A 25,097-nucleotide genomic window follows, 5' to 3' on the forward strand; every position below is an offset into this window, starting at 1 on the left:
ATTCGCAATATTATACCTCTGCGGCCCCGGCAGCGGCTGCGATCCTCTCCAGCTTAATGGGCAATACAACGATCGGCCGCCTTCAGGCGGCCCTATTCGGAGGCGCATGGTCGACCATACTCGGAAGCATCGAAAGAAGATTCTGCAAGCGGCGGTGAAAACGCGACGCGCCGGCCTGACGTTCGCGCCGGCATCGCCAGCCACGTCGCCCTTTATCGGCCAGCACCGCCAGACGCAAGCCGTACTGATACACCTGATCGGCCATGATGACGCCCAGGAGGAACATGAATGAACCTGCAGCCCTTTACCGCCATGCTGATGTTCGCCTATGTGCTGCTGATGGTGCCGCTGCTCTACGTCATCGACAGCCGCCTGAGCGCCAGCAAACTGGTGCGCAAAGCCACGCAAAACCTCATCATCATCGCCTTGACGCTGTTGTTCTTCAGCGCGATGACGCTGCTGTATTGACGCTTCCTGCCCCTCAGGCGCCAAATTGAGCGCCTGAGCCGCCCTCTCATCCGCGCGCCCGCTCTACGGTTTTCAACCCGCCCAACCGCAACCAATGGTAGAGATCCGCATTGCGTTTAAATCCCAGTTTTCGCATCGCCGCCTGTTTGTGATTGCTGACGGTTTTCACGCTCAGATGCAGGGTGCGCGCGATGGCGGTCTGCGGCAACTCACAGGCCAGGTAGCGCATGACATCCTGCTCACGGCGGGTAATGCGCTGCCGTTCACACCAATAGCACCGGTGCGCTGCGTCGCCGTGCGTCCGCGCCGCCAATGCCCGCTCCAGCTGGCTTAATACGCTGCCCGGCGAGTCGTTGCGGAAAATAACGCCCGCCTCACTGATGCAACGCGGGTTATCGCGCCAGCGGGTATCGCCGGGTTCACGCAGCGCAAAGTTGAGCGGTTGACCGCCGCTCACTGAATGCAGGCAGAAACGCGCCTGCCAATCACGCTCCACGGACTGGAACACCACATCCGCCCGATGCGCCTGTGTGGCGTCGAGCACCTGAACCCGCATGCCGCGGCGCGCAAAATACGCCAGCAGCAGTTGCTGCAATCCTTCAATAAAGAAACGGTCGTTATCGATAAACGCCAGAGTGATGGTAGTTTCCATCGGCACGCTCCCTTTGAAATCATCCTTCCCGGTCGCCGCCGAGCGCGATTCATCCCCCTGATGGCGGGTGACTCAACGGCATAATGCAACGGCGCGCGGCGCGGGTAATGCGGCTACGGCAACGCCAGAATGGCGACCGATTGCCCCGAGTAATTGCCGGCCTTGATCGTTCCCGTCACGCCGAGGGTGGAAGTGATCGGCACCGTGACCCCGCGCGTATCCGCGGTGAACTGATAACCCAGGTTGCCTAGGGCGCCGTTGATGCGCAGCGTGCTGTAGACGCCGGAATTCCCCAGATCCAGGCGGCCATTGCTGCCGACGCGGATATACATGACGATGTTCATCTTCTGCGAGCACACTACGCGCAGGCTGCCGCGCGCCGTATTGCCTACCAGGTCGGTATCCGGCAACACGCCGTGGTTCAGATCGAGCTGTTGCTCATCGATGCCGCAGACCCCGACCGGCGGCGGCGCGATGCCGCAGACGCTGCTCGGCATCAACCGTGCGCTGTTGCCTTCAACGGCGGAGGAGGACGAGGTGGTATAAAACAGCCCGACACACTCCTGAGTGATGGCATCCCCCACATGAGAAGTCGCACCGACGATCGGCAACGGATAAATGCTCTGGTAGAAGCGGCTGAGTTCCCCCATCGTCCGCAGTTGGGTAATCTGCGGGTAGCGCCCCGACCCGACGATAGAGGCCGAAGGCGTCACGGCCGTGCTGCCGCCCGTATTGGCGCTGGTGTGGCGGTGGTTGATCCCCACAGCGCACATGCTTTGCTGGTAGCAAGGATTAGGCGATGAGTCATCCTTATCCCAGCTCTCAAGCACATACTCATAAGCCGCATTGCTGGGAGAGCCGGTACTCTTGGTCACATAGGAATAAATTTGCGCCGAGCACAGCCCCGGCAGCAGGCCGAGCAGTAAATACATCCCTCTGAAGTGAAAACGCTGCATCGCGTCATATCCTTATTCTGTTTTGCCGAAGCCCGGCGCTCATTGGTAGTCCAGGCTGAACGTCGCAATGGCGCTGAAAGCACCGCGACCGATGGTTCGCTTTGCCAGCGCTTCCGGTTCGCCGCGCACATAGGCCTGCACGCCAATCACCGTGCTGCCGTCCTGCAACGGGTACTTGCCGCCTGCGCTGTTGAGCGGTAAAGGCTGCCCCTGCAGCGTCTCCATGCCGATGGCGATCCCGCGCGCCTGGCTGCTCGCCGCCAAAGCCAAAAGCCCCGGCAGCTGCGCATTCTCCGTGCCTTTGAAGGTGATCGACACCGTCTTGCCCAGGCTGAGATCGCACTCCGCCAGCCGCAACTCGAACGGTTGCCCCTGCGTGCGCTGGTTCAGATACAGGTACTTGTCGACCAGCGTGCCGAAATCCAGCGCGATGCTCTCGTCGCCCGGCTGAATGACGCAAGGTTCCGCCACCAGCGCCCCGCGCATGCGCAGATTGTCCGCGGCTTGCGCTGCGCCGTTCACGCCCAGCGCCAACAGCAACAGGCCGATAACGCCCCAGCCGCCTTGTGTTGTTTTCACGCTCGCCTCCTCCTTCATTGATAGTCGGCCCGCAGCGTCGCCGTGGCCTCGAACGCGCCTTCCGTCAGGGTTTCGCCCGATTTGCCGACCGGCACCGCTTCCAGCACCGGCGGTTTGGCCGGATCGATAGGCAGCGCGCTGCCCACTTTGAACGGCTGTGCGTTCTGGTAAATGCGGATGCCGAGATAGCGCCGGTTGGTTTGCACCGCCGCTTCGTCAAACGTTGCGGCGTTGCCGGTCAGACTCAGCAACATGTCCCATTTGCCGATCCCCGGCTCGCAGCGAATGCGGTAGCCGATGCTTTGCCGATAGTTCGCACCATCGACCTTGTTAATGCCGACACGATCGCCGAAGTTCACGTCAATGATCCCGTCATCGTTGATGGTGCAGGGCGGCGGCTCGATCAACGTGCCGCGAAACTGCATGTCGACCGTTTTCTCCGCCCAGGCGAGATGGCATGCCATCCCTGCGCACAGCAGCACGCTCGCCGTAAAACGTTGTTTCATGCTCTCGCTCCCGCGTTACTGATAATCCACCTTCATGGTGGCGCCCGCGGTGAATTCACCCGCCGCCAGCCTGGCGGTGGCCGATTTCACCGGTACCGCCTCAAGCGTCGGCGCGGCCGGATAGGTAAAGCTCAACCACTGGTTGATCGGCCAACGGCGGCCGCCATTCAGCAACGCAATGCCCAAGCCGTCTTTGCTGGTGCGCAGCAGTTGGCCGTCGAAGCCGCTCGCCGCCCCCTGCACCTGCAGTTTGAGCCCGTTGCTGCTCTGCCCGCTGCACGTCAGCGTGTAACTCACCGCCCGCCGATAGTTGGCGCCATCAATGCGGGTGGTCATCACTTCATCGCCAAAGTCCACCTCGATCGGGCGTCCGCCGTTGATGATGCAGGGGGGAGAAAGCACGGTGACCCGTACGTTCACCGTGGTCGCCTGCGCCGGCAGTTGGCCTAGCGCCAGCACTCCCGCCAGCCAGAAAGGCACCCGGCCGCGTCTTATCCTCGGTACCATCGCCTCGCCTCAGTCATAATTCAGCCTAAAATCCACCGTCGCCCGATACGCGCCGGCCATCAGCGGCGCCGCGGTTCGCTCCGGTGCCACGCTGTAGCTCAACGCCTCTTGCCCTGGCGTCAGCAGCAGCGGCTCGCCGCGGCTGCCCAACCGAACGTCGCGACCGCGGCCGTCCAGCAGGCGCAACCCCAGCCCTGAAGTGCCCTGCGCTTTCACCAGCTGCGGATTGTCGCTGTCCGCCGTCGAACCGAAGCTGACCGTCACCGCCGGTTGATTCGGCGCCCAGACCAACGCGCCGGTACGCGCATCTCGCTGGCCCCCCGGCGTGCGCAGGCAATCCTGCAAACGCAGCTCGAACGCCACCGGCTGCCCGCGATCGCCGGCCTGACGCAAGCGCGCGGTGCCGGTCTCACCCAGCCAGATGTCCTGCCGCGCGCTGCTCATCTCCAGCCGGCAGGCGCTTTCCGTCAGCGCGCCATATACCTGCAGTACGCCATTGGCGCCCTCCACCTGCCAGTTGTCCACCACGTCGGCCTTCGCCGGCGGCATCGCTATCACACCCAGGCTGAGCGCCAGCATCAACGCGCTCCCGCCGGCCTTTTTCCGTTCTCGTTTCATCCTTTCCCCCTGAATGGCTCTCCCGTCGGCACCGCCTGCGGCGGGTTATGACGCCGTCCGTTTCTCCGGTACCACCTTGCAGCTCACGCCGCTGCAGCTGAAGCTCAGCTGCGGCCGGCCGCCGTAATCGTTGATGTAGGTCAGCACCGGGCTACCGCCCAGCCCCGCTGCGCCCACGGTCAGGCGCGCCTGGCTCTTCGGTGCGATCATGAAAGGCTCAAATCCCTTTACACCCTCCCCCCCTTTTTTGCTGCCCGCATCGACGATCGTGATGTAGTACGGCGTCGGGTTATTGACCTGATAGCTCTCCCCTTGCCGCGTCAACGTCAGCTGCTCTTGCCATGGCGTCGCCATATCGGTGCGGTTCGGCACGATCGCCGCCGGGCGATAGAACAGCTTGATGCGCGTCTGCAGCGCGATCTGCAACGTATTGGGCTTGTTGCTCTTCGGCGGTATCTCGCGCAGGTTGAAGTAGTACAACGTCTCCCGATCCTGCGGCAGCTGTTTGGCCGCCGGCAGCGCCTGAATCTTGATCTGGCTCGGCTTGCCCGGCTCGATGCGCTGCACCGGCGGCAACACCACCAGCGGGCTCTGGATCTTGTTGCCCTGCTCGTCCTCCAGCCAGCCCTGCGCCAGGTACGGCAGCTGCTTGTTCTGGTTGCTGAGATTCAGGCTGACCGAGTTCTGGCCGCCGTCGAAGATCACCCGGGTGCGATCGAGCGCGATTGCCGCCTGCGCGTGCTGCGCCGCCGTGGCGCCCAACAGCGCGAGCGCCGCGGCGGTTTTAAGAGAAAAAGTTTGCATGTTGTCGATAACTCCAAATTCAGGGTGATGGGTTTATTCAACCGGGGCCGATGGCGCCGCGGCGATCGGCCGACACGGCAGCAGCAGCGTACGCGTCAGCATGTCGGCCGGCAGCGTTGCGGGCAGCTGCACCTGACACTGTGCCGCGCCGCTCCAGTGCAGCGTCATGATCTCCCCGGCGTTGATGCCGCTCAGGTACACGCTGCCGCCATCGTTGACGATGCCGGTTTCTTGTTTGCGGGCGTTCAGCACCGTGGCGCCGAACGGCGGTGTACTGCCGTCCGCCAGTTTGACGATCGCCATCGCTTTTTCGCCCGCGATAACGTCAAACTGACGGTAGCCAATCGCCCCTTCGGTCAGGGTGGCCTGCACCACCGAACGGGTGGCTTCGGCGTTGTCGCCCAGTTTGTCCAGATCGATGCTGGCCTTGTTGCGGTAGTAGCTATTGACGTCCGCCACCACCGCCTTGCCGAAGCGGTTGGTGCTGACGGTGCTGCCGTAGCCGCGCACCGGCACACCGGCCACGCCGTTGGTGTCCACCAACAGGCGCGTACCGCCGATCATGCCGACGCGGTGCAACGCGCCGCCTTCCGGCGTCAGCGTCATGCCGCCCTGCGCGGACAGCCCCACGGCGCTGTAGCGCCCTTCCTGATAGCTGGCGTTGGCGCTCAGGCGCGCCGCATCGCCCTCGTGGTTGTAGTAGCCGCTCAGGTTAGCGCCGCGGCGGGCGCTGCCGGCGCTCAGTTGGTAGTTGTTGTGTTCATCGATTCGCTGGTAGTACCCCACCCGGTTCGTGGTGTCGTTGCGGTTCACCGTGCTGTTGTAGCTGAGCGTGGCGCCGTTGCCCCACGGCATCGACAGCGACAGGTACATGCCGTCATCGTTGGAATCGTTGTAACGGTTGCGATAAGCCGACAACGACAGGTTCAGGTTTTTTATTTTGCCGAGATCGAAATAGCGCGACACCGTCAGGTTGTAACGGTCGTTGGACGGGCGATCCCAATAGGTCTGGTGGCTGTAGTTGAGATAGCTGCTCAGGCCCCAGTCGCGGAACTGTTTGTTGAAGGTGATGGTGTACATCTCCTTGTTGTTGCCGACCCGGCTGCCGTAATAACGCGCGTCGAGATATTCGCTCATGCTCATGAAGTCCTCTTCCGAGAAGCGATAGCCGGCAAAGGTGACCTGGCTGTCCAGTTCATCGAACGTCTTCGAATAGCTCACCCGATAAGAGCCGCCGCTGAGCGTCTCCTCCCGCTGCGGCAACCGCGCCCGCGATTGGGTGGCGTCGAACGAGAGCGCGCCGAACATCATCAGATCGCGGCCTATCCCCAGCGACAGCGCGTTATAGTCACCGCCCAGCAGTGCGCCGCCATACAGCGACCAACCGTTGCTGACGCCCCAGGAGAACTCTCCGGTGCCGAACAGCGGCCCGCGCGAATGGTGCTGCCAATCCGACGGTTTACCGGCGGCCAGCTTGAAGCGCCACGATCCGGGCCGCGTCAGGTACGGAATGCTGGCGGTGTTGACCTTGAACGCCTGTACGCTGCCGTCCTGCTCCTCGACCCGCACATCCAGTTCGCCAGTGATGGCATCGTTGATGTCCTGAATGCGAAACGGCCCCGCCGCCACCTGGGTTTCATAGATCACCCTCCCCTGCTGGCTGATCGTCACCTTGGCGTTGGTCTTGGCGATCCCGACCACCTCAGGCGCATAGCCGCGCAGGTTCGGCGGCAGCATGTTGTCGTCCGATACCAGGCTCGCGCCGGAAAAACGGAAGCTGTCGAAAATCCCCGAATCCAGATAGTCTTCACCCAGCGTCAGGCGCGAGCGCAGCGCAGAAATGGCCCGATAGGCGTAGTAACGGCTCCAGTCCAGGCGTTTGTCGGTGGATTGCCCGCTGCCGGTCTGGTGATTGATCTGCCCCTGCCAGTCGGCACGCAGACGCCAGGCGCCCAGGTTGGCGCCGGCGGTGCCGTTGCCACTGACGCTGTACCCGCGCGTGCCGCCCTGCTGCTGCTGCCGACTCTGAGCGTTGACGTTGTAATCGAACAGCAAGCCCGGGATGCCTTCATCCCAGCGCGACGGCGGATCCCAGTCGTCGGAGCTGTATTCCAGATAAGCCTGCGGGACGCTCAGATACAGCGAGCCCGTCGCCAGATCGCCACGCGACACCATGCCTTTCAGGCTGGACTCATCCAGACATTCCCCCTGATGCCACCAGGTCAGCGCTTGCAATGCCGACGGCTTCAATCCCAACTGCTCGACCAGCGCTTTGCCCACGCAGGCGCGGCTGCCGTCAGGATCGTTGTCCGGCGGATAAAAAGGGATCTTCTGTTCGGGCAACTCGCTTTTATTGAGATGGACCACCATGCCGTAACTTCCCGGCATAATGTATCCACTGCGGGAAAATTGGCTTAGGTCGATATTTTTGCGATCGTTCACGTCCAAAATGTCGGCATTAAATTGAATACCGTCTTCGGCATATACCCACGTTGATGAACTTCCCACCGCCAGCGTGATACATAACCCCAGTACCTGAAAACGAAATAGCTTCCCAGCAGGCGACAACATCATATCCCTAACCTTATATCGTATAATTCTGGCGTTGCGGCTTGCCGCAATAACAGCGCTCAGTAATAATCCAGCTTGAACCGCACGGCGGAAAAATAGTCCCCCGCACGCATCGGTTGATTATTGGCAACCAATTTAATGGAGTAATTAAGCGACATGCTGCCTGGCGTTATATCCCCCAGCGGCAACGGACGACCGGGCGCGGCGATATTCCCCATATCATCGGATATTTGCAGCGCGATGCCTTTCGCCTCCCCGTGCACGCCGAATAAGTCGCCATCGGCATCGCCATCGAAAACCACCTGAAATTGTCGCCAGTCCGGCAAATTCGGTTTCGGGCGTTCAAGCGTGCAGTTGATTAATTCGATGGTGAACGGATGCGTATTGCCTAAGCCATCACGCATGATATTTCCCGTCGGCATCACGGCCATATCGATAGTCTGCTCGCGGCTGCCGGCGGCAATAGCGCAAGCGGTATCAATAATGGCTCCTTGCATATTTACGCGTCCCCAGCCCTGAGAACCGGATGCCGCCGGCGCGGCCGGGCTCATCAGCGTAGCCGTCAATATGCAAGGAGACACTAAAGGGTGAATAAACCGGCGCATTGAACCTCCTGACACAGACCTTCCATCTGGGAAAAAGCATGCGGGGAAGCCCCGCATGCAAAACGTCACGCCAATGGCGCAGGCTTACTGGTATGCCAGCTTGAAATCGGCAACGGCGGTGAAATCACCCGGAACGACGGTGGCGGAAGCGCCGTCACCCTGCAGGTAAGCCGCGAAGCGCAGCGTGTTGGTGCCGGTGCCCAGGTTCTGTGGGGCCGTTGCGGTGCCCAGTTTGATCGGGTTGCTGGCGGTGTCGGTGATGGCGATGCTGGCGCCGCTGGCGGTCCCGACGATGCCCAGCAGATCCTTATTGGCGGTAGAGGCTTTGCCTTCGAAGGTGGTGGTGACGGTTTTCAGCGTCGAGTTGTCGCACTGTTCCAGTTTGATATCGAACTGACGCGGCGCTGATTTACCGCCATTTTTCAACGCAACATTGGATACCTGGCCCATATCCACGGTCTGGTCCACGGTCTCAGGAGAAATGGAGCAAGGCGCATCAATAATGGAACCGGTAAACGTCACTTTGCCATGCCCTTGGTCGGCGGCATGCGCCAGAGAAGAAACGCCAAACGCCAGAACTGCTGTCAGCATGATTTTGTTCAGTTTCATAATTCACTTATTCCTTTAATTTATGTAAAAAGCGCAGGATCGCTCCCGTTCCTTTAACGGTTATTTATACAATCCAGAATGAAAACGGTATTACCCGCAGCCAAAGCAAACCCTCACGATAATTAAATCGCGACCTTTATTTCATCATCACCCATTTTAGGTATTCAACGAAAACCACACTGATGAGAAAGAAAACAACCGAACCAGTAAATTCCCGCAAGATTTTAACCCTTGCCATGGGAATTACACTAAGATTCAACTTACCGCTTGTTTTGGCCCAAATATTGTTACAAAAATCGTTGTAATTTGAAAAGTCATTCAAAGCAAAAGTAATAAATACGAGATATAAGCCCAAAAACCACAAGACAACTATATTTTTTCGAGACAACAGATCGTAAAATTAATAACGATAGTAGATTATCTCGTAAAATATATATCACACGACATTATTGATCGCCTTTTTTCTATTTGCGGTATAATGATTTGGAAAAGAAAAGGGAGGCTTATCAATTCGGTCTGGTAAAAACCAGCACCGGGCAGTAAACCATGGAGAAAAACGATGAAGTACAGCCATTACGCACAGCAGGCTGAAAATTTGGCCACCTCATTACCGCTCCCGATCCGTGAACGCCGCTGGTTTATTGCAGTGGAAATATCGGGTTCAGGCAAGTGTTCGCTACCGGTTCAGGAAGAGTATTGCCGGGACAGGGCATTATTTTCCGGGCGACGCTTATCGTTATATCAAAATTCGGCTGAAGTTTAAGGGAGGCTGACATGATAAAACGCACGTCAAAACAACAAGAATTACAAAACCTGCAGCAGCATTTATTAACGACGCTGCACCGCCTCTGCCCTTCGGCCAACGGCACGGCACCTCCTCCTCCCGGCGAGTGGCCCACGACCCGCCAGTTGGCGGAGTCTAACGACATCACGATCTATCAGGCGCGCAATCTGCTGTTGAATCTGGTCGGCCGAGGTAAGGTGTTGGTCACACCGGGGCCGGTCAAGAAGTCATTGCGTTGGTACCCTTCCCTCTGAATAGAGCTTCTTCCTGCCGGTGCCTCTCAGGCCGCCGGCAGGCTGCGCGCAGGCGAGCTTATTCGGCGTCCGAGCGCCTGGCCCGCGGATATTTCCACAGCCAGCGCCCGCTGACCATGCGCCAGTAGAATAAGGCGCCGCGCACCGCCCAATCGAGGAACATCCCCAGCCAGACGCCCACCACGCCCATGCCCAGTTCGATGCCCAACGCGTAGCCGGCCACCACGCGGCACCCCCACATGCCGAGCATCGTCACCCACATGGCGAAGCGGGCGTCGCGCGCACCTTTCAACCCGGCGGGCAAGACCCAGGAAGCGGCCCAGATCGGCATAAAGGCGGCGTTGAGCCAGATCAGGGTTTTCACCACCGTTTTCACATCATCCTGCGAGGTATAAAACGCGGCGAACACCCCGGCCAGCGGCGCGGTGCCCCAGGCGATGGCGGTCAGCCCAAGGGTCGACAGCCAGAAAATATGGCGCAGCTGCCGCTCCGCCTGGCCGATCTCGCCTTTGCCGAGCCGCCGGCCGACGATAATGGTCGAGGCCGATCCCAACGCGTTGCCCGGCAGGTTGATCAACGAAGCGATGGAGAAAGCGATAAAGTTGCCGGCGATCACGTTGGTGCCCATGCCGGCGACAAACATCTGCGTCAACAGCTTGCCGCCGTTAAACAGTACCGACTCGACGCTGGCGGGAATGCCGATCCCCAACACTTCCCACAGGATGCTCATCTTGAGCGGCGTGAAATAGCTTTTCAACGTGATGTGCAGCGCCGGATTAAAGCCGATCGCCAGCACGTAGAGGATGGCGATGGCGCCGATATAGCGGGAAATCGTCAGCCCCAGCCCGGCGCCGACGAACCCCAGGCCATGCCAGCCCAGCATGCCGTAAATCAGGATGCTGCTGATGATGATATTGAGGATATTCATGCCGCCATTGATAAGCAGCGGGATCTTGGTGTTGCCCGCGCCGCGCAGGGCGCCGCTGCCGATCAACGCAATCGCCGCCGCCGGGTAGCTCCACACCGTAGTTTGCAGGTAAGAGAGCGCCAGCGCTTTCACCTCCGGCGAGGCCGCGCCGGCGATCACATCAATGATAGGCTCACCCGCCAGGTGAATGCCCGCCGCCAACAGCAGCGCCACGCCGGTCATCAGCACCAGCGACTGACGCGCCGCCGCCCGCGCCCGCCGGCGATCGCGCTTGCCGAGGCTGAAGGCCACCACCACGGTGGTGCCGAGATCCACCGCGGCGAAAAAGGCGATGATCACCATGTTGAAACTGTCCGCCAGCCCCACTCCGGCCATCGCCTCTTTGCCGAGCCAGCTCACCAGAAAGGTGCTCAGCACCCCCATCAGCAGGACACAGGCGTTCTCCAGAAAGATGGGCACCGCCAGTGGCGTGATCTCGCGCCAGAACAGCACGCGGTAGCTTTTCCGTTTGGCGTACCAGCGCGTATTTTCCACGCGCTGACGCAGTGCGGCATACAGGTTCAAGATGGGCTCGATGGGTAAAAGTGAAACATCATTTCAAATGATGATCGATAAATCGTTATCCTGCAAAGAATTTTGGGGCGCCCATGAAGCGCGCCCGAAAGGCATGCCGGCGCGCTACTCCATGTAATCTTCCTGATCGGCCTGCGCCGCCGCGATAAAGCGGGCAGTACTGCGGCTGAGCGCAGCGCATTTTTCCGTCAGCAGCTGATTGTCCTGTTGCAGGGTCAGATAACGCGCCTGGGTAAGCGCCGGCAACTGCCGATACCCTGCCACCTGCGTGTCCCAGCCGCGGCGCTGCGCCGCGCGCATTGCGGTGCGCTGCAGCTTCACGTCGTCCGGTATCTCGCTGCGCCCGCAGTCCACGCGCAGGAAGTGTCCGCCGGCCAGCATCGAAGCGATGTGATCCAGCTGCGCCTGCAGCGGCGGCGCCGGTTTATGCGCCGTCTGCTGACAACCGGCGAGCAGCAGCAATGCCAGCGCGCCGCAAAGAGACGTGCGAAACAGAGTCAACATGGGGGCTCCGGGAAAACCTGTGGGTGATGAGATGATCTTAGGTGAGCGGACGTCGGGCGGCAAGGCGAGCAGCACGCGCGGCCCGCTTAACGTCGGCCGCTGCTGACCTTGGTGGCGCGGGCGGGGTTGCCGGCGACGAATTCCAGCGTGGGGGAATAGTAAAACGGCAGCCAGGCGTTATAGCCGCTCTCCCACTCCCATTTGACCGGGCAAGGCCACAGCATGTCTTCATGCAGGATGTAATAGATCCACCGCCCGGGCGGGCGGCGCGGTTTGCGCGTTTTCATAGCGGGTTCGACGGCCTGATGGAATGCGATAGGGTCAACTGCTGCATTTTACCGCGATTTTCGCCGTGGGGACAGCCTGCATTGCCGGCTTCGCCCCGGCGCCGGCAAGCGCCCTTTATTCACCGCCGCCTGCCGGCGCGCCGCTCTCGGCCCCCAGCACCACTACCCTGTCGGCCGAGTCGATGGTCGACTTTCTGTGGGCGACGATCACGCGCGTAATATTCAGCGAAGATATCGCCCGGTTGATCGCCGACTCATTCTCAACGTCCAGATGGCTGGTCGCTTCATCCATAAACAGCACACTCGGGCGGCGATAGAGGGCGCGCGCGATAAACAGACGTTGCTTTTGCCCGCCGGAGATGCCGTTGCCCAACTCGCCGATCAGGGTTTCGTAGCCCATCGGCATCTGCATGATTTCATCGTGGATATTGCTGTGTATCGCGCAGGCCATGATCAGCTCTTTATTGGCATTGACCTCAAACCCGCTGATGTTTTCCGCAATGGACCCGGAGAACAGCCGGTCGTCCTGCAGCACGCAGGCGATCGCGTTACGGTAGTTATTCACCCCGACTTTATGGATATCCATCGCGTCGGCCAAAACCTGGCCGGAAGTGGGGCTGAGCAAACCGCACATCACCTTCAGCAAAGTGGTCTTGCCCGCGCCGGAGGCGCCCACGACGGCCACGCTTTCGCCGGCCGCAATGCGCATGTTCAGGTCTTTGAAGATTGGCCGCGACAGCGCGTCATATTGATACGTAAGATTTTTTACCTCAATGGCAATCCCCGTGCCCGAGGGGAAAACCTGTCGCGGCGCGGACTCCGTCTCCGCATCGGTAAAGACGATGTCGGATATCCTCTCATTGTGCAGCGACAGCATGCGCAAGCCGATCGCCAGGTCGATCAGGCTCGAGGCCCGCTGAGAGAACTGGCCGCGATAGGCATTGAACGCCATGAACATGCCGAGCGTCATGGAATTGTCGATGACCATCATGGCGCCAAGCCACAGGATCGCCACCTGATCGAGCGTCGTGATAAAGGTATTGATCCCGCCGAACATCATATTGAATCGAGTGATTTTGATATTGGTATTGGCGGCATCGACGTTCAGATTGAGCCAATAGCTGGAGCGCGTTTCCTTGATGCCCAGCGCCTTGACGGTCGAGATGCCGTACAGCGTCTCCATGAAATGCGAGTTGGCCTTGGCCGCCTTGACGATCTGCTCCTCCGAGAATTGACGGTAGGTTCTGTAAGTCATCATCCTGATGAGGATGTAGATCAGAGTGAAGCCCGCCACGACCCAGACCAGCCAGCCGCCGTAGACCATCATCATCGCGAACAGCCCGACCGTCATGATGCCGTCGATGATCCCGCTGACGATATTATTGGTAAAGGTGGTTCTGATCGCATCCAGCGAGGAAAAGCGCGATTGAATGTCCCCCAGGTGCCGTTTCTCGAAAAAATCCAGCGGCAGCTTCATCAGGTGTTCAAACAGCGTCGTCTTCCACTGAATATCGGTCAGCGTCCCGAGCACGATGGAGATCCAGGCCCTGGCGATACTGACCACCGCGCGGAACAAGGTGAAGAAGATCAGCCCCAAACAGATGACCGTCAGCAGGCTGTAGTCATGCGCCTGAATGACATGGTCGGTCACCAGTTGCGTTCCCACCGGCAGCAGCAGGTTGACCGATTCGATGACTATCGATAACGCAAAGATCTTGAGCAGCGTCCCCGGCAGGCCCTCGATGTTTTTCATCAAATCCAGCAGGCGCAAACGGGTCTTGAGGGTCTCTTTTTGAAAGGCCCTGTCGGGCCACAGCTCCAACGCGATGCCGGTAAAGTGATTCGACATCTCCTGCAGCCCGATCACTCTGCGCCCGAAGGCCGGATCGTGAATGACAAAACCGGCGCGCTGCACCTTAACCAACACCACGAAGTGATTCATATTCCAGTGCAGTATGCAGGGCGTTTTCAGCTGATTGATTTCGTCGATGTCCAAGGACAAGGCGCGCGTCTTCAGCTGGATTTGCGACGCGATTTGAGAGATCGTCCCCAGGGTCGCGCCCTGGGTGGAAATGCCGAATCGCTGCCGCAGGCTCAGCATATCCACATTAAACCCGTAATAGGAGGCGATCATGGCGAGGCACGCCAGGCCGCATTCCGATGACTCCGACTGCAAGATGCTCGGCACCCGCTTGCGCAGTGAGAATGTTAACTTCTCGTTGATCCGTTCAAAGAGATTATTGTCCTTCATCGACTCGCCCCACGACGCTGTTTTTTATGTCATACAAAGGCGCGATCGCCCACTGATAAAGCGGTTTCTTATCCAGGAAGACGATGACCCTGGCCTGCAGCCCGCTGCTGATTTCGAGATATTTGCCTTTATCGCTGAATTGCGTGTCGCTGATGGACGCCAGCACTTTGTAGTAGGCGTTCCTTTCCCTTTTATTTCCGCTGCTGTATTCCGACATTTCCTGCGGGGAGGCGGGGACCGACGAGATGGATTCTATTTTTCCCGGAAACTGACCGAATTTATCCGACGGGAAGGCTTCATAGCGAATGTTGATGCCATCGCCGATTTTCACGTAGGGCAAACTGTTATTCGGCAGCCATAAAACCAGATAATATTTGATGTTATCAATCGGTTTGATTTGCGCCAGACTGCTGCCGCTCTCGACCACCTGCCCGGCGGTCACGCTCAGCGACTCGATTTTCCCCTTGAGCGGCGCTTTGATAATGACCTGGCCGCCGGCATTGGACTCCGCCAGCTGGCGTTGTAAATCACTGCGTTGCGATTCGCTTTGCGATATCTGATTGTCGTAATCGGCGGCGCGAATCAGCAAATCGCTGCGCAACTGCGACAGTTGAATATTTTGCTGGATCTTTTGGCTGTAGAGCGCCTGATACGAGCTTTGCTGTTGTTGAAAGAGCGAGCGCTGATAATTTAACTGATCTTTGGTGATCAGGCCTTTCGTCAAATAGTGTTCGTAATTTTTCAGGCTATCGCGCATTTTATCCATCCCCTCTTTGGCACTGAGGTTCAGTTTCTCGGTTTCTTTATAGGCGTTTTCATAGCTATTGATCTGTTTGCGCAAATTATCCAGCATGGCGGTTTTATTTTTATTCAGCTTGCTGATTATCGAATCCAGATTGCTAATCTGTTTGCTTATTTCGCTGGCCGCGATATGGCTGACATTGCCGGACGTGGTGCTTCTCGAGACATCAATCACATACAGCGGCTCGTCCTTTTCCACGACGTCACCGGCTTTATGGAATGCCTGACTCACGTAACCGTATTGGGAGGAAAACACATTGGTGGAATGCGGGATGCTGATCACCTCGCCTTCAACATCGACCCGGCGCGTGTACTCGCAAAAATAGAGTGCGCCCGCCAGGATCAGAATAAAAGTGAAACAGGTGGCGGCAATCACATGGCTCGACGCGCCGGAAATTAACAGCGCCCTGCCGGTCCATCTTTGACGTTGATAATTGACCGCCTCCTGGCGGAAAATATTCCTGCTCTTATTATCACTCATAGGAAGAACCTGCGCTTGCCTGACCGGGAGACAGCCGCAGCGAGAACGCTGCGGCTTTGGACCGCGTATGGATTTAGCTGATGGTGCCGTTAATCAGCCCATCGAGGCCTTTTTTGGAGTATTCCAGCGTGGTGTCCCAGCCAATAACGGCTGCGGCCACGCCGCTGGCTACGCCGCCCAGGATGCCGCCGGCGACCATGCCGACGCCCTGGCCAATCGAGCCGACGCCCAGCAGGCCGCCGCCGTCGCCGCCGTGCTTACCGCCGATGACGGCGCCCGCCATGCTGCCCACGGAGGCGCCCAGAGCGATGGATGAAACGGCTTCCGCGGCATTGGAGACGGCGCTGCCAATCAGCCCCGACAGTCCATTGCTCATATCCCAGGAATAAGCGCCTGACACTTCATTCATTTCGATAACAGACAGTTCTTTCATTGGTTAATCTCCATATTTAAACGGACAAACACTGCCATACATGCGTGTTGTCATTGCATTGGCATCGGCCTGCAGCGCCTGATGCCACCAATAATGTCGCGCGAACAGACGACATTATATTTTTAATAGGGGTCTCTTTAATTCTGCGTAATGGTGAATGTCATCACCGCGTCGGCCTGTCCGGGGCTAATGGCTCCCGTTTGCTTATAGCGCGCCATCAAGGGGATCCTGATCTCTTTTTCAGCCGCGGTGTGGTAATTGATCGGTCTGGAAAACGTTAATGGATTACGGTTCTCATCCAACACTTCCACGGCGACGCCCTTCGCCGCATCGGCGCCGTCGGCGATATCAATCATTCCCACGCCTGGCGAATTTCCGGCCGCCTCGAACGTGACCTGAACCGGAATATTGTCCTCCTGACATTGCAGAACCACGGAAAAATTGCGTTCGGAAGACGCCGCCGTGCTGCCGACGCCGTTAAACTCGCTGCGTTTAGGGCTGCCCAGATTTACCGTTTGATTTTTATAGTTCAAATCAACCAGGCAACTTTTCTGAATGACCTTCATGCCGGAAATACTGATATCCAAAATGGAGGTCGAATCCAGATAATATCTGGCGATAATTTTCCCGCCCATATCGCCGCCGGTTTTGATCGGGCCGGTTTTAATAAACGTCAGCCGAACATCGTTTCGATTGATCCACGGCGTCAGCAAGTTGGGCGAAATCGCCGTGTTGACGGGCACGTTCTTATTGCTCTGCCATAAGTCTGAAATCGTCACCCCCACGCCCTCGATGCCCGTTTCAAATACGCCGGGCAGCGCGCTCGGCGTCAGCGGCGACATGGAGCGATAGGCGACCGAACCGGAACAAAGAAAAGAAAACGTCGTGCCGTTAATGCTGTTCTCGGTTCGAACAGCCAACTGCTCGCCGACTTCAATGCGCGGATCCACGGCCAGCGTCAGCAACCCCATACGGGCGGTTTTCGCGTTGGTGGTACAGGTGCCGGCATAAACCGCCGTCGTGAGCGTCGCCAGCCACACCAGGGCGCCGTAACCGAATATCCTGAGAAAAACGTTCATTTTCACTCTCACTTAAAAGTCATGATGGAAATAGAGCGAGATCTATTGGCAAACGCCGTTTAGGGTTTGGAGACCCGCTGACGGCGGCTCCGCCGGCAACTGGTAACGGATGCGGCATTGGTTCTCGCCATTCCTGCCCCACTGCGCGATGAGCAGGCCCTTTTCCGCCATGCCGGTCAGATAGACCACGCCGTCGCCGCCGACCAGGAACGGCTGAGTCGCCCCCTCGGCAAGACGCAGGCTGGCGCCCAGCGGCAGGGGTGCCCCCTGCGAGTCCGTCACCTTCATCAAAATCCGTCTGCCGACGTTGGCTTTGAAATTCGCCCGGCTCACCGCGCCGCGAGTCGGCGTGACCGACTGGTTCGTCAACTCGAGATCGACATCATCCGGCAAGCTGTCGACATCGAGGCGAATCGAATTGTTGCGATAAGGCGTGGCGTAAGGAACGATCGCGTAGCCGCGCCAGTCGGTTTTCACCCCGACCTGATTGCCGACCGCCACATCGCTCGCGCCGGCCGCCTGTACCAGGGCGACGGTTTCGCCGAACGGTTGACCGAAGGTCACACCGTCTTCATGGGCGATCACCCCGCCCTTCACCCCGTAGTTGACGCGCTGTTGACTGCGATCGTAGGCGTAGCCCGCCGTGAGTTCGCCGTACGTCGCGCGCCAGTCGGCGTTGGCGTTGCCGCTGTTGCCCTGGCCCTGGCTGCCATACCCTTCCTGTACGCTCCAGCTGAGGTTGCCGCCGGCCAGCGCCGTGCCGTTGAGGCCCGCCGTATGGCTGGTATTGCCTTTTTTGCTGGTGTTGAGGTTGTAGGTGGCGTAGGTGTTGCTCAGCCATTTCTCTAATGGCACGCTGATGTTGAAAGCGAAGATCTGATCGCGATCGTAAATGCGCCCGCGGTTCGAATCGCCGTAAATAGCCTGTGAATTCCGGCTATAGCTGTAGTTAAAACCGTAGCTGATGCCATTCCAGCTATTGTTGTAACCCGCGCTCAGCGACTGCATATTGCGCTCGGAGCCCCAATAGTCTTCGGAGACCGCGCTGAGTGAAAGCGACCCCGCCCCTTCCCATAAATTCTGGTTCAGCGTGATTTCGCCGCGATTCTTGCGGCGGTCTATCGGGGCGTAACGGTTGCCGCTGCGATAGGTGTCCAGCACTTCCTGCAGCCCATAGTAGCCGCTGGTCGAATAGCGGTAGCCGGCGATGGCGAAGTTCGTCCCCGTCTCGACGATATTTTTGCTGTACCGCACGCGCCATGACTGACCATCGCTTTTCGGTTGATGCTCCTGCTTTGCCCACGCCTGGGTGACGTCGGCCGACAGAGCGCCGAACTCGCCCAGGTTCTTGCCCAGACCCAATGCCAGCGATTGATACGGCCCGGCGAATTGGCCGCCGCCATACAGGGTGAAACCGGCGGGCAAGCCATAAATCAGGCTGGCCTGCGAGAAGATCTTTTTATCCACGCTGTGATCGTAAGTGCGGTATTGCCCCGAGGTCAGCGCATATTTCAGCCGCCCTTCGCGTTGCAGCACCGGCAGGCTGGCGAAGGGAACGGTCAGGTGCTGTTCGCTGCCGTCCGCCTCCTTGATAGTCACCTCCAAATCGCCGCTGCCGCCGGTCGGATACATGTCCGAAATTTCAAACGCGCCCGGCGCAACGTAACTCTGGTAGATGACATAGCCGTTTTGGCGAATGACCACTTGCGCATTGCTGCGCGCGATGCCGCGCACCACCGGCGCATAACCTCGCAGGCTTTCCGGCAACATGTCGTCATCGGAAGCCAGCTGCGCGCCGCGAAACGATACGCTGTCAAACACATCGGACGGGCTGCTGCTTTCGCCGAGCGTCAGCAAGCTTTTCAGGCGGATGATATTGCGCTGGGCGTAGGTATAGACGGAGTCCCAACGATCCTCCGACGCTCGCCCGCCGCCGGCGCTGTTGTAGCTCCAGGTGGTGTAGTTCCGCACTCGCCAGGCGCCCAGGTTGAAGCCCGGCCGCAGGTTGAGGTAATAACTGCTTGCGCTCTGGGTGAATCGATCGCGCCCCTTGCTGTTGCTGCCGGTGAAGCCATAGTTCAGCAGCATCGCCGGCAGGCCTTCATCCCATTGTTCCGGCGGAACGTATCCGCGCACCTTATTTTCCAACGCCGCCTGGGGGATACTCAGCATCAGGCGTTGGCGGTTAAATTGAAATTGCGCCGAGGCCTGCGGGATCGCGGCCAAATTCGCGCAGCGATCGGCACCGGCCAAACCGGGAAACAGCTCAACTTTCACCCCAAGCCGTTTCAGATCTTCCCGCGTCAGACAAGGCTGCAGATCGGCCTTCTCGTCGCTGCCGGCCCGCAGAGCGAACGACACCTCGCGCGTTTCCAGCAGCATGTCGTTCACCCAAATATCGACCCGATACGTGCCGGGAACCTGCTGGCCATTTTCAAAAATCGACAGATCGACGTGCTGCTGACCTGAGCGCCCGGTTTCCAGCAACGCCGGATTAAAATAGTCACGAGAGAAGGCGGGATTAGCCATGTTGCCGCATACCGCCGTTGTTGCCGTGAATAAGGCTATGCGTTTCAGCCAAGCATCCCGCTTCGCTAATATACGCTTTTGAGTTATCATTCATTAGCTCCATTATTGAAATGTTTTATCCCTCTGTCTGCCTTCCCTTACAGATTAAATACCTGACTGATGTTCTTTCCCTGTGCCGCCATAATCATTAATTAATTTCCAGCTTACCGACGTTGCGCCCGCCACGGGCAATGCAAACATTTCGCTGCTCATCGGCGCGATATACGCCACCTCTTTCATTTCCCGTCCCCCGATGCGGACATAATGAAAGTTCATATAATAAGGCGTTGGGTTGGTGAGTTTTAATTCTGAACCGACACGCTGCCATTTCAGCTGCTGCGTCACTTCTTCGGGCACCTGGCGGAGCAGCGGCGCCGGCCGATAAATCAATTTAATGCGGGTCTTGACCGCTATTTGCAGCGTATTCGATTTACCCGCCTGGGTTGTTGAAGGAATGGATTTAATATTCATCCAATACAAGCTTTCTTTATCTTTCGGTAAGCCATCGCCCACTTTCACGATGCGCAGCATATTTTCCTGGTTGCCGTCCAGCCGAAATAAAGGCGGCGTAACGATAAACGCGATTTTATCCACCCCGCTTTGTTGATTCTCCAGCCAGGACTGAATCAAATACGGTTCTTTATCCGGATTCTCCACGCTGATTGACGCTTCTTTTTTTTCGCCGTTGAATATCACCCGCGTCCCGCCAATCACCACGCCGGCGTGAACCGTAGACGCAAACAATAAAATAATGAAAGCCGCTAAGGCGCCGTAGCGATTAAAACGCATAATATTATCTCCGAGGCAATACAGCCCGCTGTGAACCAGCGGGCAAGAAAATATTATCAGTTATAATTCAGCGTAAAGGTGGCGACGCTATTAGCTTTACCGGCGGTAACATCTGCCTGCGTGGAAATATAGCGGGCGGTAAAATCGAGGTTATTTTTCACGCCGCTGCCGGAAGCCAACGGATAAGCCGTCGACGCCGTGTAAAGCGGCAGAACACTGTTAGAAATATCAGACAGTTGGATACCGACGCCGGTAGCGACATCCGTTTCCTGGGTCAGCTGCAATACGTTGCTGTCGCCGTTATCGGCCGCGCCGTCGAACTTAACGGTGGCGCTTTTTACCGTATCCGGACAATCGGTGACTTCCAGCGTGAATTTTGTCGCGCTGGACGTTGATCCCTTGCCACCCGCAAATGCCGTTCGGGCCACATCACCCAAAACAACATTTAATGGATTACTCAAGTCATTCGTGACCTTGCACGCAGCATCGACAATATTCCCGGTAAAATTAACCTGACCATCTGCTGCCAGAGCAGGTAAAGCGCTTGAACACGCTGCCGCGACAAATGCCAACATAATCACTTTTTTTTCCATCATGGGTACTTCTCCTTTTGATTAGACAGACTTCAAAATATCCCCGCCACGGAGAACCCGAACAGGGAGAATAGGAGCTCCGCTCCTTTCACAGTTAATTATGCTTAGCTTTCCCCCTTTAGCAATACATAAAATCAATGTAAAGATGAGAAAAGATAATTACCCCAAATAGAATTAGCATCATTCTTAATTTTATTTTGAAAAAACCGCCAAATCGGCGTTTCTTGATTCAATCATCTGGCCGCCAGGGAATTTATTCTCGCGCTATTCGAAGGCGCTTTCGCCAGATCCTCCTCATTTCCCCCTCAGCCGGAAAATCGGGCGACATCGCCGTAAAATGAAAGCCGGGCGATAAAACTCGCCCTGAAATAAATGACAGTTATATTACGAAAGGCATCACGACGCGGCGGCAGAAAGAGGAGCAGAGGAATAGGAAAAGCATGGCGATAACGGTTTATCGAACAGGAGGGAGAATAAAGCATTCGCCGTTCGTGAAACCGGCGCGGTCATGTGACAACGAGAAAATGGCGTTACGCAGAAATATTCTGTCTGACGCCGTTCACTATTTCGAAAACAAGGCAACAATGCGCTCTGTCGCGCAGAATAACGCATTGCCGCCTTATTGTTTTTCGGCGCCGCTAATTAATCGTCATGGCGATAATCTTCCCCCAGCCCTCTGCCGGGTAGGGTTTCACACGCCAGGCCATCGCCCGCGGGAACGGCGGACGGATAGTTATCGTCAGGCGTGATAAAGACCGGCGTGGTCGCGATAAACCCATCGTTGAACACCGCCTCAATAAAGGTGGCCTCCCAGCCTTGCGCCGGGGCGGCCAGACGAAACTCGCCGCGATCGGCCTCCGCTGCGGCCAACGGCTCCGGGGTAAAGCGTACGCCGCACGAATAACGAAAATCTCGGGCCGTGCGGTTGTGCGCGCTCCAACGCCGCACGGTGGCCGGCGGTTCGGAAAAACGCAGCGTGCGCACCGCAGCATCCGCGGCGCTGCCTTGCACCTCGATCGTCGGCAACGCGATATCGCGCTGGCGGCGCTTGATCATCGCCAGTATGGCGCGTTCGGCGGCCGGCCGGCTTGCCGCGCGATCCCCGTCGGCAATCACGCGCAGCGAAGCCTCTCCCGGTGAGGCGCTGAAATAGAATCGCGTGCTGTCCGGCGGATAACGTTCGTCGCCGCTGGCGATGATGACATATTTCGCCGCCGCTGGCCGCTCTCCCGCCGTCGGCGGCGGATAAGCGGTGGGATCCGCTATTTGCATCAGTTTGTCGAACGCCGGCGTCTCTATGCGCCGATCGATGCCGAGTTGGTAATAAGGATGAAACGCCAACGGCCAACGGCCGCCATACGTACGATAGGTATGCTTCAAGACCTGCCGCGCCGCGACCCCATCCGGGAACATGGCGACGACGGCATCGATGCGCTCATCCGACAATGACGCCAGCCACGCCGCGGTTGCGCCGCTCGCCGCGCCCGCCACGATGAATTTATCTATCCCCCATCGGCTCAATTCGCGCTGCGCCAGCGTCATGGTTTGCGACAAGGCCGCCGTCATGGGGATCGCCAGCGGCATCATCAAGTACTCATCCGCATCGTCCAGGAACAATCGCCAGCCTCGGGCCTGGCTGTCCTCCCCCGCACGACGCCGCCCCTCATTTTGATATTCCAGGTACGGATAAGGCAGCCGGTTGACGACAATCACGATGGTGTGACTTTCCGCCGCCAAGGCCGCCGGCGTAGCGACGGAAAACGCCGCATTTTGCTTGCCTGGCCCGCTCACCCCTGCGGCGGCGCAAGCGCAGTCATCGCTCATCAGCACCAACGCTTTACGGGCAAGCGCCCCGTTGGGGATATAAATATCCACATCGTGCCACCATTGCGTCGGCCGGATGGCGTCTTGCGGCGACCAGGATTGCGACATCAACCGATAATGGCGTATCGACACGTCATGGCCGTTATCCACGCCCTTTAACGAATATGACAGAGGCAATATGGCCAACTGATTGTTATAACAAGGAATAACGGTGTGCAAGGCGGGATGTTCGTCCGCAAAGCAGCGATCTTCCTCTGCCGCCATGGCCTGCCGCCCGCCGATTAAGGCCAGGCAAATCAGCGCGATGTATCCGATGCGTTTCAGCATTTTTTCCTCCCCCCTTTGTCCGTGGCAAATCCCTTTTACGCCGCCTGGCGGCAGGAAACCTTCCGCGCGCCTAGAGCACCTGATGAAAGCGTATCGGATAGCCAAAGCTGTCCTTTTCGAACGCCACGTCTCTGTCGTTCTCGCCCAGCAATAGGCTGTAAACGCCGTTTTCCTCATAACGGCTCATGGCGATATACAGCACCACCTCCCGATGGTCAGCGATCGTAAACTGTTTGCGCCTGGCGTTGATTTCCAAGGTAAACGCCACCACAGGATTGTTGTTCAGAAATACCGAGGTCTGCTGCATGGAGACGATCCTGCCCTGCGCTTTCTCGGTCACCTGAAAGGGCGTGGCGTCATTGGGGGCGCGTATATCCACCTTCTTTTGGATATAGATAAAGTTAAACACCGCCAACGCCACCGCCACGAACAGATTGATGACCATGATCAAGATGATTTTATTCGCCATGAACTCTCCCTTTGCCGTTCTTCCGGCTCCCGACATGAGCGAAGTAAAAGTGCCCTTGCGGGCACTTTTCATTAAGGGCCGGGCTTATGACGATTTACGGCCAAACAGCTGCGAGAAGGCGCTAATCCCGGCATCGATGACGGCGCCAATGCCCTCACCGAGTTTGGCGCCGGCGCCCGCCGCATCCGCGTGGATCCCGAATAGACCGGTACCGGCATCTACGATGGCGCCAATGCCATTGCCCAGGATTTTGCCGGCATCGGAAGCGATGCCTGCGCCGGAAACCGCCATGACTTCTGCTTCAGTCAGTTCTTTCATACTGTCTCCTTTGTATTTATCGACATGTTTAGTAATGAAAAAATGAAACCCTCACTGTTTGTTCACCTCCTTGTTAACTGCCCACGAAAGACCCTGTTGCCAATGCGTTCACCCGCGCGGCGGTGACAATGTCAGAACAGGCCGAACTCACGGCAGAGATAATCGGCGACGCCATTGCGGCTGTTGGGCAGCGCAATCGGGTTAAACGGCAGCGCGCGCTTCAATTCGCCCATGGCATTGCCCATCACCACCCCCGTTCCGGCCCAGCGCAGCATGTCCAAATCGTTCATCGCATCGCCGAAAGAGAGGCAATCGCGCATCGCTATCTGTTTGGCGCTCAGATAGTCGGCCACGCTTCTGGCCTTGGAAATATGCTTATCCATGATGTCTATCGTTTCCGCAGAGGACTTACAGATGGACAGCGTTTTTCCGAAAGCCTGACTGACCTCGTCGTAAAACCGCTCGATCAGCGCCGCTTCACCCTGCAGCAGCACTTTCAGGATCGGTTGCCGTTTCATCGCCTCCGGCTCGACATAGCGGCAAGCGACGCCCGAGGTTTTGATATAGTCGGCAAAATGCGGATTCTCTTCGGCCATCATCCATCCTTCCTGGGTGAACAACGTCACGTGGAGCGGACAGGCGAAGAGGTAATCCATCAACATCATTTGGCTGTCGCGAGGCAGGAAATAGCGTTTATCCGCCACCGGCCGCCCCTCGATATTGACCATCGCGCCATTGCAGGAGACGATCGCCGGCGAGAACCCCAAGCCATCCACAATCCCGCGCGCATCCGCATCGCAACGGCCTGTCGCGATGACGATTTCCAGCCCGCGGGCATGCAGGATATTGAGCGTTTCCACCGTCAGATCAGACAGATTCCCGGCAGGATCCAGCAAGGTTCCGTCAAGATCGCTCACGATCGCCCGGTATTTTATTTTGCCGTCGATAGCAAGCCACAT

At 58.0% G+C, this 25,097-nt stretch carries 28 protein-coding genes; 4 read left to right on the forward strand and 24 right to left on the reverse strand.

Annotated elements, in window-relative coordinates; genetic code table 11:
- Window positions 1-106: 106 nt before the first annotated feature.
- The gene (locus tag HWW83_RS05090) at window positions 107-292 is read left to right on the forward strand and encodes a hypothetical protein (protein ID WP_033643635.1); all 186 of its coding nucleotides are present in this window, start codon (window positions 107-109) and stop codon (window positions 290-292) included.
- Entirely contained in the window at window positions 289-468 is a 180-nt protein-coding gene (locus HWW83_RS05095; protein WP_015378373.1) for a hypothetical protein, read from the forward strand. Before HWW83_RS05090 ends, HWW83_RS05095 begins: the two co-directional genes overlap by 4 nt.
- Window positions 469-514: 46 nt before the next feature.
- Here HWW83_RS05095 and HWW83_RS05100 read toward each other — a convergent pair whose 3' ends face one another.
- From HWW83_RS05100 to HWW83_RS05145, 10 genes are all read right to left on the reverse strand, one after another.
- Window positions 515-1,120, reverse strand: a complete 606-nt coding sequence (locus tag HWW83_RS05100) for a helix-turn-helix transcriptional regulator (protein ID WP_176589050.1) — start codon at window positions 1,118-1,120, stop codon at window positions 515-517.
- A gap of 113 nt (window positions 1,121-1,233) precedes the next feature.
- Window positions 1,234-2,076, reverse strand: coding sequence for an MrpH family fimbial adhesin (locus HWW83_RS05105; protein ID WP_033643637.1), 843 nt, complete (start codon window positions 2,074-2,076; stop codon window positions 1,234-1,236).
- Between the two features lie 39 nt (window positions 2,077-2,115).
- A complete protein-coding gene (locus HWW83_RS05110; RefSeq protein ID WP_176589051.1) occupies window positions 2,116-2,673 on the reverse strand; it encodes a fimbrial protein in 558 nt (185 codons plus the stop codon).
- Entirely contained in the window at window positions 2,670-3,161 is a 492-nt protein-coding gene (locus tag HWW83_RS05115; protein ID WP_042784943.1) for a fimbrial protein, read from the reverse strand. Before HWW83_RS05115 ends, HWW83_RS05110 begins: the two co-directional genes overlap by 4 nt.
- Before the next feature lie 15 nt (window positions 3,162-3,176).
- Window positions 3,177-3,668, reverse strand: a complete 492-nt coding sequence (locus tag HWW83_RS05120; protein ID WP_050594428.1) for a fimbrial protein — start codon at window positions 3,666-3,668, stop codon at window positions 3,177-3,179.
- Window positions 3,669-3,677: 9 nt separating this feature from the next.
- Complete coding sequence (locus tag HWW83_RS05125) at window positions 3,678-4,247, reverse strand: fimbrial protein (RefSeq protein WP_042785747.1); 570 nt, start codon at window positions 4,245-4,247, stop codon at window positions 3,678-3,680.
- Window positions 4,248-4,331: 84 nt separating this feature from the next.
- Window positions 4,332-5,090, reverse strand: a complete 759-nt coding sequence (locus HWW83_RS05130) for a fimbria/pilus periplasmic chaperone (RefSeq protein WP_033643639.1) — start codon at window positions 5,088-5,090, stop codon at window positions 4,332-4,334.
- Between the two features lie 33 nt (window positions 5,091-5,123).
- The gene (locus HWW83_RS05135; RefSeq protein WP_060660538.1) at window positions 5,124-7,664 is read right to left on the reverse strand and encodes an outer membrane usher protein; all 2,541 of its coding nucleotides are present in this window, start codon (window positions 7,662-7,664) and stop codon (window positions 5,124-5,126) included.
- 56 nt (window positions 7,665-7,720) lie between these two features.
- Window positions 7,721-8,266 (reverse strand): fimbrial protein, encoded by a 546-nt coding sequence (locus HWW83_RS05140; protein ID WP_042784946.1) that lies wholly within the window; start codon window positions 8,264-8,266, stop codon window positions 7,721-7,723.
- Window positions 8,267-8,350: 84 nt separating this feature from the next.
- Entirely contained in the window at window positions 8,351-8,875 is a 525-nt protein-coding gene (locus HWW83_RS05145) for a fimbrial protein (protein WP_033643642.1), read from the reverse strand.
- A gap of 559 nt (window positions 8,876-9,434) precedes the next feature.
- Here HWW83_RS05145 and HWW83_RS05150 point away from each other — a divergent pair.
- The gene (locus HWW83_RS05150) at window positions 9,435-9,638 is read left to right on the forward strand and encodes a hypothetical protein (RefSeq protein ID WP_129992881.1); all 204 of its coding nucleotides are present in this window, start codon (window positions 9,435-9,437) and stop codon (window positions 9,636-9,638) included.
- Window positions 9,639-9,649: 11 nt separating this feature from the next.
- Window positions 9,650-9,913 carry a FaeA/PapI family transcriptional regulator gene (locus HWW83_RS05155; RefSeq protein WP_042784947.1) on the forward strand — a complete coding sequence of 88 codons (264 nt, stop codon included), beginning with the start codon at window positions 9,650-9,652 and terminating at the stop codon, window positions 9,911-9,913.
- 58 nt (window positions 9,914-9,971) lie between these two features.
- Here the strand turns inward: HWW83_RS05155 and HWW83_RS05160 are convergent, their stop codons facing one another.
- The 14 genes from HWW83_RS05160 to HWW83_RS05225 form a co-directional block, all read right to left on the reverse strand.
- The gene (locus tag HWW83_RS05160) at window positions 9,972-11,405 is read right to left on the reverse strand and encodes an EmmdR/YeeO family multidrug/toxin efflux MATE transporter (RefSeq protein WP_033643643.1); all 1,434 of its coding nucleotides are present in this window, start codon (window positions 11,403-11,405) and stop codon (window positions 9,972-9,974) included.
- Window positions 11,406-11,519: 114 nt separating this feature from the next.
- On the reverse strand, window positions 11,520-11,918 hold the full coding sequence (gene gspS / locus HWW83_RS05165; protein WP_089197199.1) for a type II secretion system pilot lipoprotein GspS: 399 nt from the start codon (window positions 11,916-11,918) through the stop codon (window positions 11,520-11,522).
- Between the two features lie 86 nt (window positions 11,919-12,004).
- Window positions 12,005-12,205 carry a hypothetical protein gene (locus HWW83_RS05170; protein WP_015378375.1) on the reverse strand — a complete coding sequence of 67 codons (201 nt, stop codon included), beginning with the start codon at window positions 12,203-12,205 and terminating at the stop codon, window positions 12,005-12,007.
- A 115-nt stretch (window positions 12,206-12,320) separates the two neighbouring features.
- On the reverse strand, window positions 12,321-14,456 hold the full coding sequence (locus HWW83_RS05175) for a peptidase domain-containing ABC transporter (protein ID WP_004935271.1): 2,136 nt from the start codon (window positions 14,454-14,456) through the stop codon (window positions 12,321-12,323).
- Complete coding sequence (locus HWW83_RS05180; protein WP_004935276.1) at window positions 14,443-15,738, reverse strand: HlyD family secretion protein; 1,296 nt, start codon at window positions 15,736-15,738, stop codon at window positions 14,443-14,445. Before HWW83_RS05180 ends, HWW83_RS05175 begins: the two co-directional genes overlap by 14 nt.
- Before the next feature lie 73 nt (window positions 15,739-15,811).
- Entirely contained in the window at window positions 15,812-16,171 is a 360-nt protein-coding gene (locus HWW83_RS05185) for a hypothetical protein (protein WP_004935280.1), read from the reverse strand.
- Window positions 16,172-16,308: 137 nt separating this feature from the next.
- Window positions 16,309-17,250 carry a fimbrial protein gene (locus HWW83_RS05190; protein WP_033643645.1) on the reverse strand — a complete coding sequence of 314 codons (942 nt, stop codon included), beginning with the start codon at window positions 17,248-17,250 and terminating at the stop codon, window positions 16,309-16,311.
- Between the two features lie 42 nt (window positions 17,251-17,292).
- Complete coding sequence (locus HWW83_RS05195; RefSeq protein ID WP_033643646.1) at window positions 17,293-19,869, reverse strand: fimbria/pilus outer membrane usher protein; 2,577 nt, start codon at window positions 19,867-19,869, stop codon at window positions 17,293-17,295.
- Between the two features lie 54 nt (window positions 19,870-19,923).
- On the reverse strand, window positions 19,924-20,607 hold the full coding sequence (locus tag HWW83_RS05200) for a fimbrial biogenesis chaperone (RefSeq protein WP_033643647.1): 684 nt from the start codon (window positions 20,605-20,607) through the stop codon (window positions 19,924-19,926).
- 56 nt (window positions 20,608-20,663) lie between these two features.
- A complete protein-coding gene (locus tag HWW83_RS05205) occupies window positions 20,664-21,203 on the reverse strand; it encodes a fimbrial protein (RefSeq protein ID WP_004935293.1) in 540 nt (179 codons plus the stop codon).
- 639 nt (window positions 21,204-21,842) lie between these two features.
- Entirely contained in the window at window positions 21,843-23,351 is a 1,509-nt protein-coding gene (locus HWW83_RS05210) for a PhoPQ-activated protein PqaA family protein (RefSeq protein ID WP_176589052.1), read from the reverse strand.
- 70 nt (window positions 23,352-23,421) lie between these two features.
- Window positions 23,422-23,820 (reverse strand): hypothetical protein, encoded by a 399-nt coding sequence (locus HWW83_RS05215; RefSeq protein ID WP_042784953.1) that lies wholly within the window; start codon window positions 23,818-23,820, stop codon window positions 23,422-23,424.
- An 84-nt stretch (window positions 23,821-23,904) separates the two neighbouring features.
- On the reverse strand, window positions 23,905-24,138 hold the full coding sequence (locus tag HWW83_RS05220) for a hypothetical protein (RefSeq protein WP_004935304.1): 234 nt from the start codon (window positions 24,136-24,138) through the stop codon (window positions 23,905-23,907).
- A gap of 131 nt (window positions 24,139-24,269) precedes the next feature.
- The gene (locus HWW83_RS05225) at window positions 24,270-25,097 is read right to left on the reverse strand and encodes a Cof-type HAD-IIB family hydrolase (RefSeq protein ID WP_033643650.1); all 828 of its coding nucleotides are present in this window, start codon (window positions 25,095-25,097) and stop codon (window positions 24,270-24,272) included.

Source organism: Serratia ureilytica, assembly GCF_013375155.1.
Lineage (GTDB): Bacteria > Pseudomonadota > Gammaproteobacteria > Enterobacterales > Enterobacteriaceae > Serratia > Serratia ureilytica.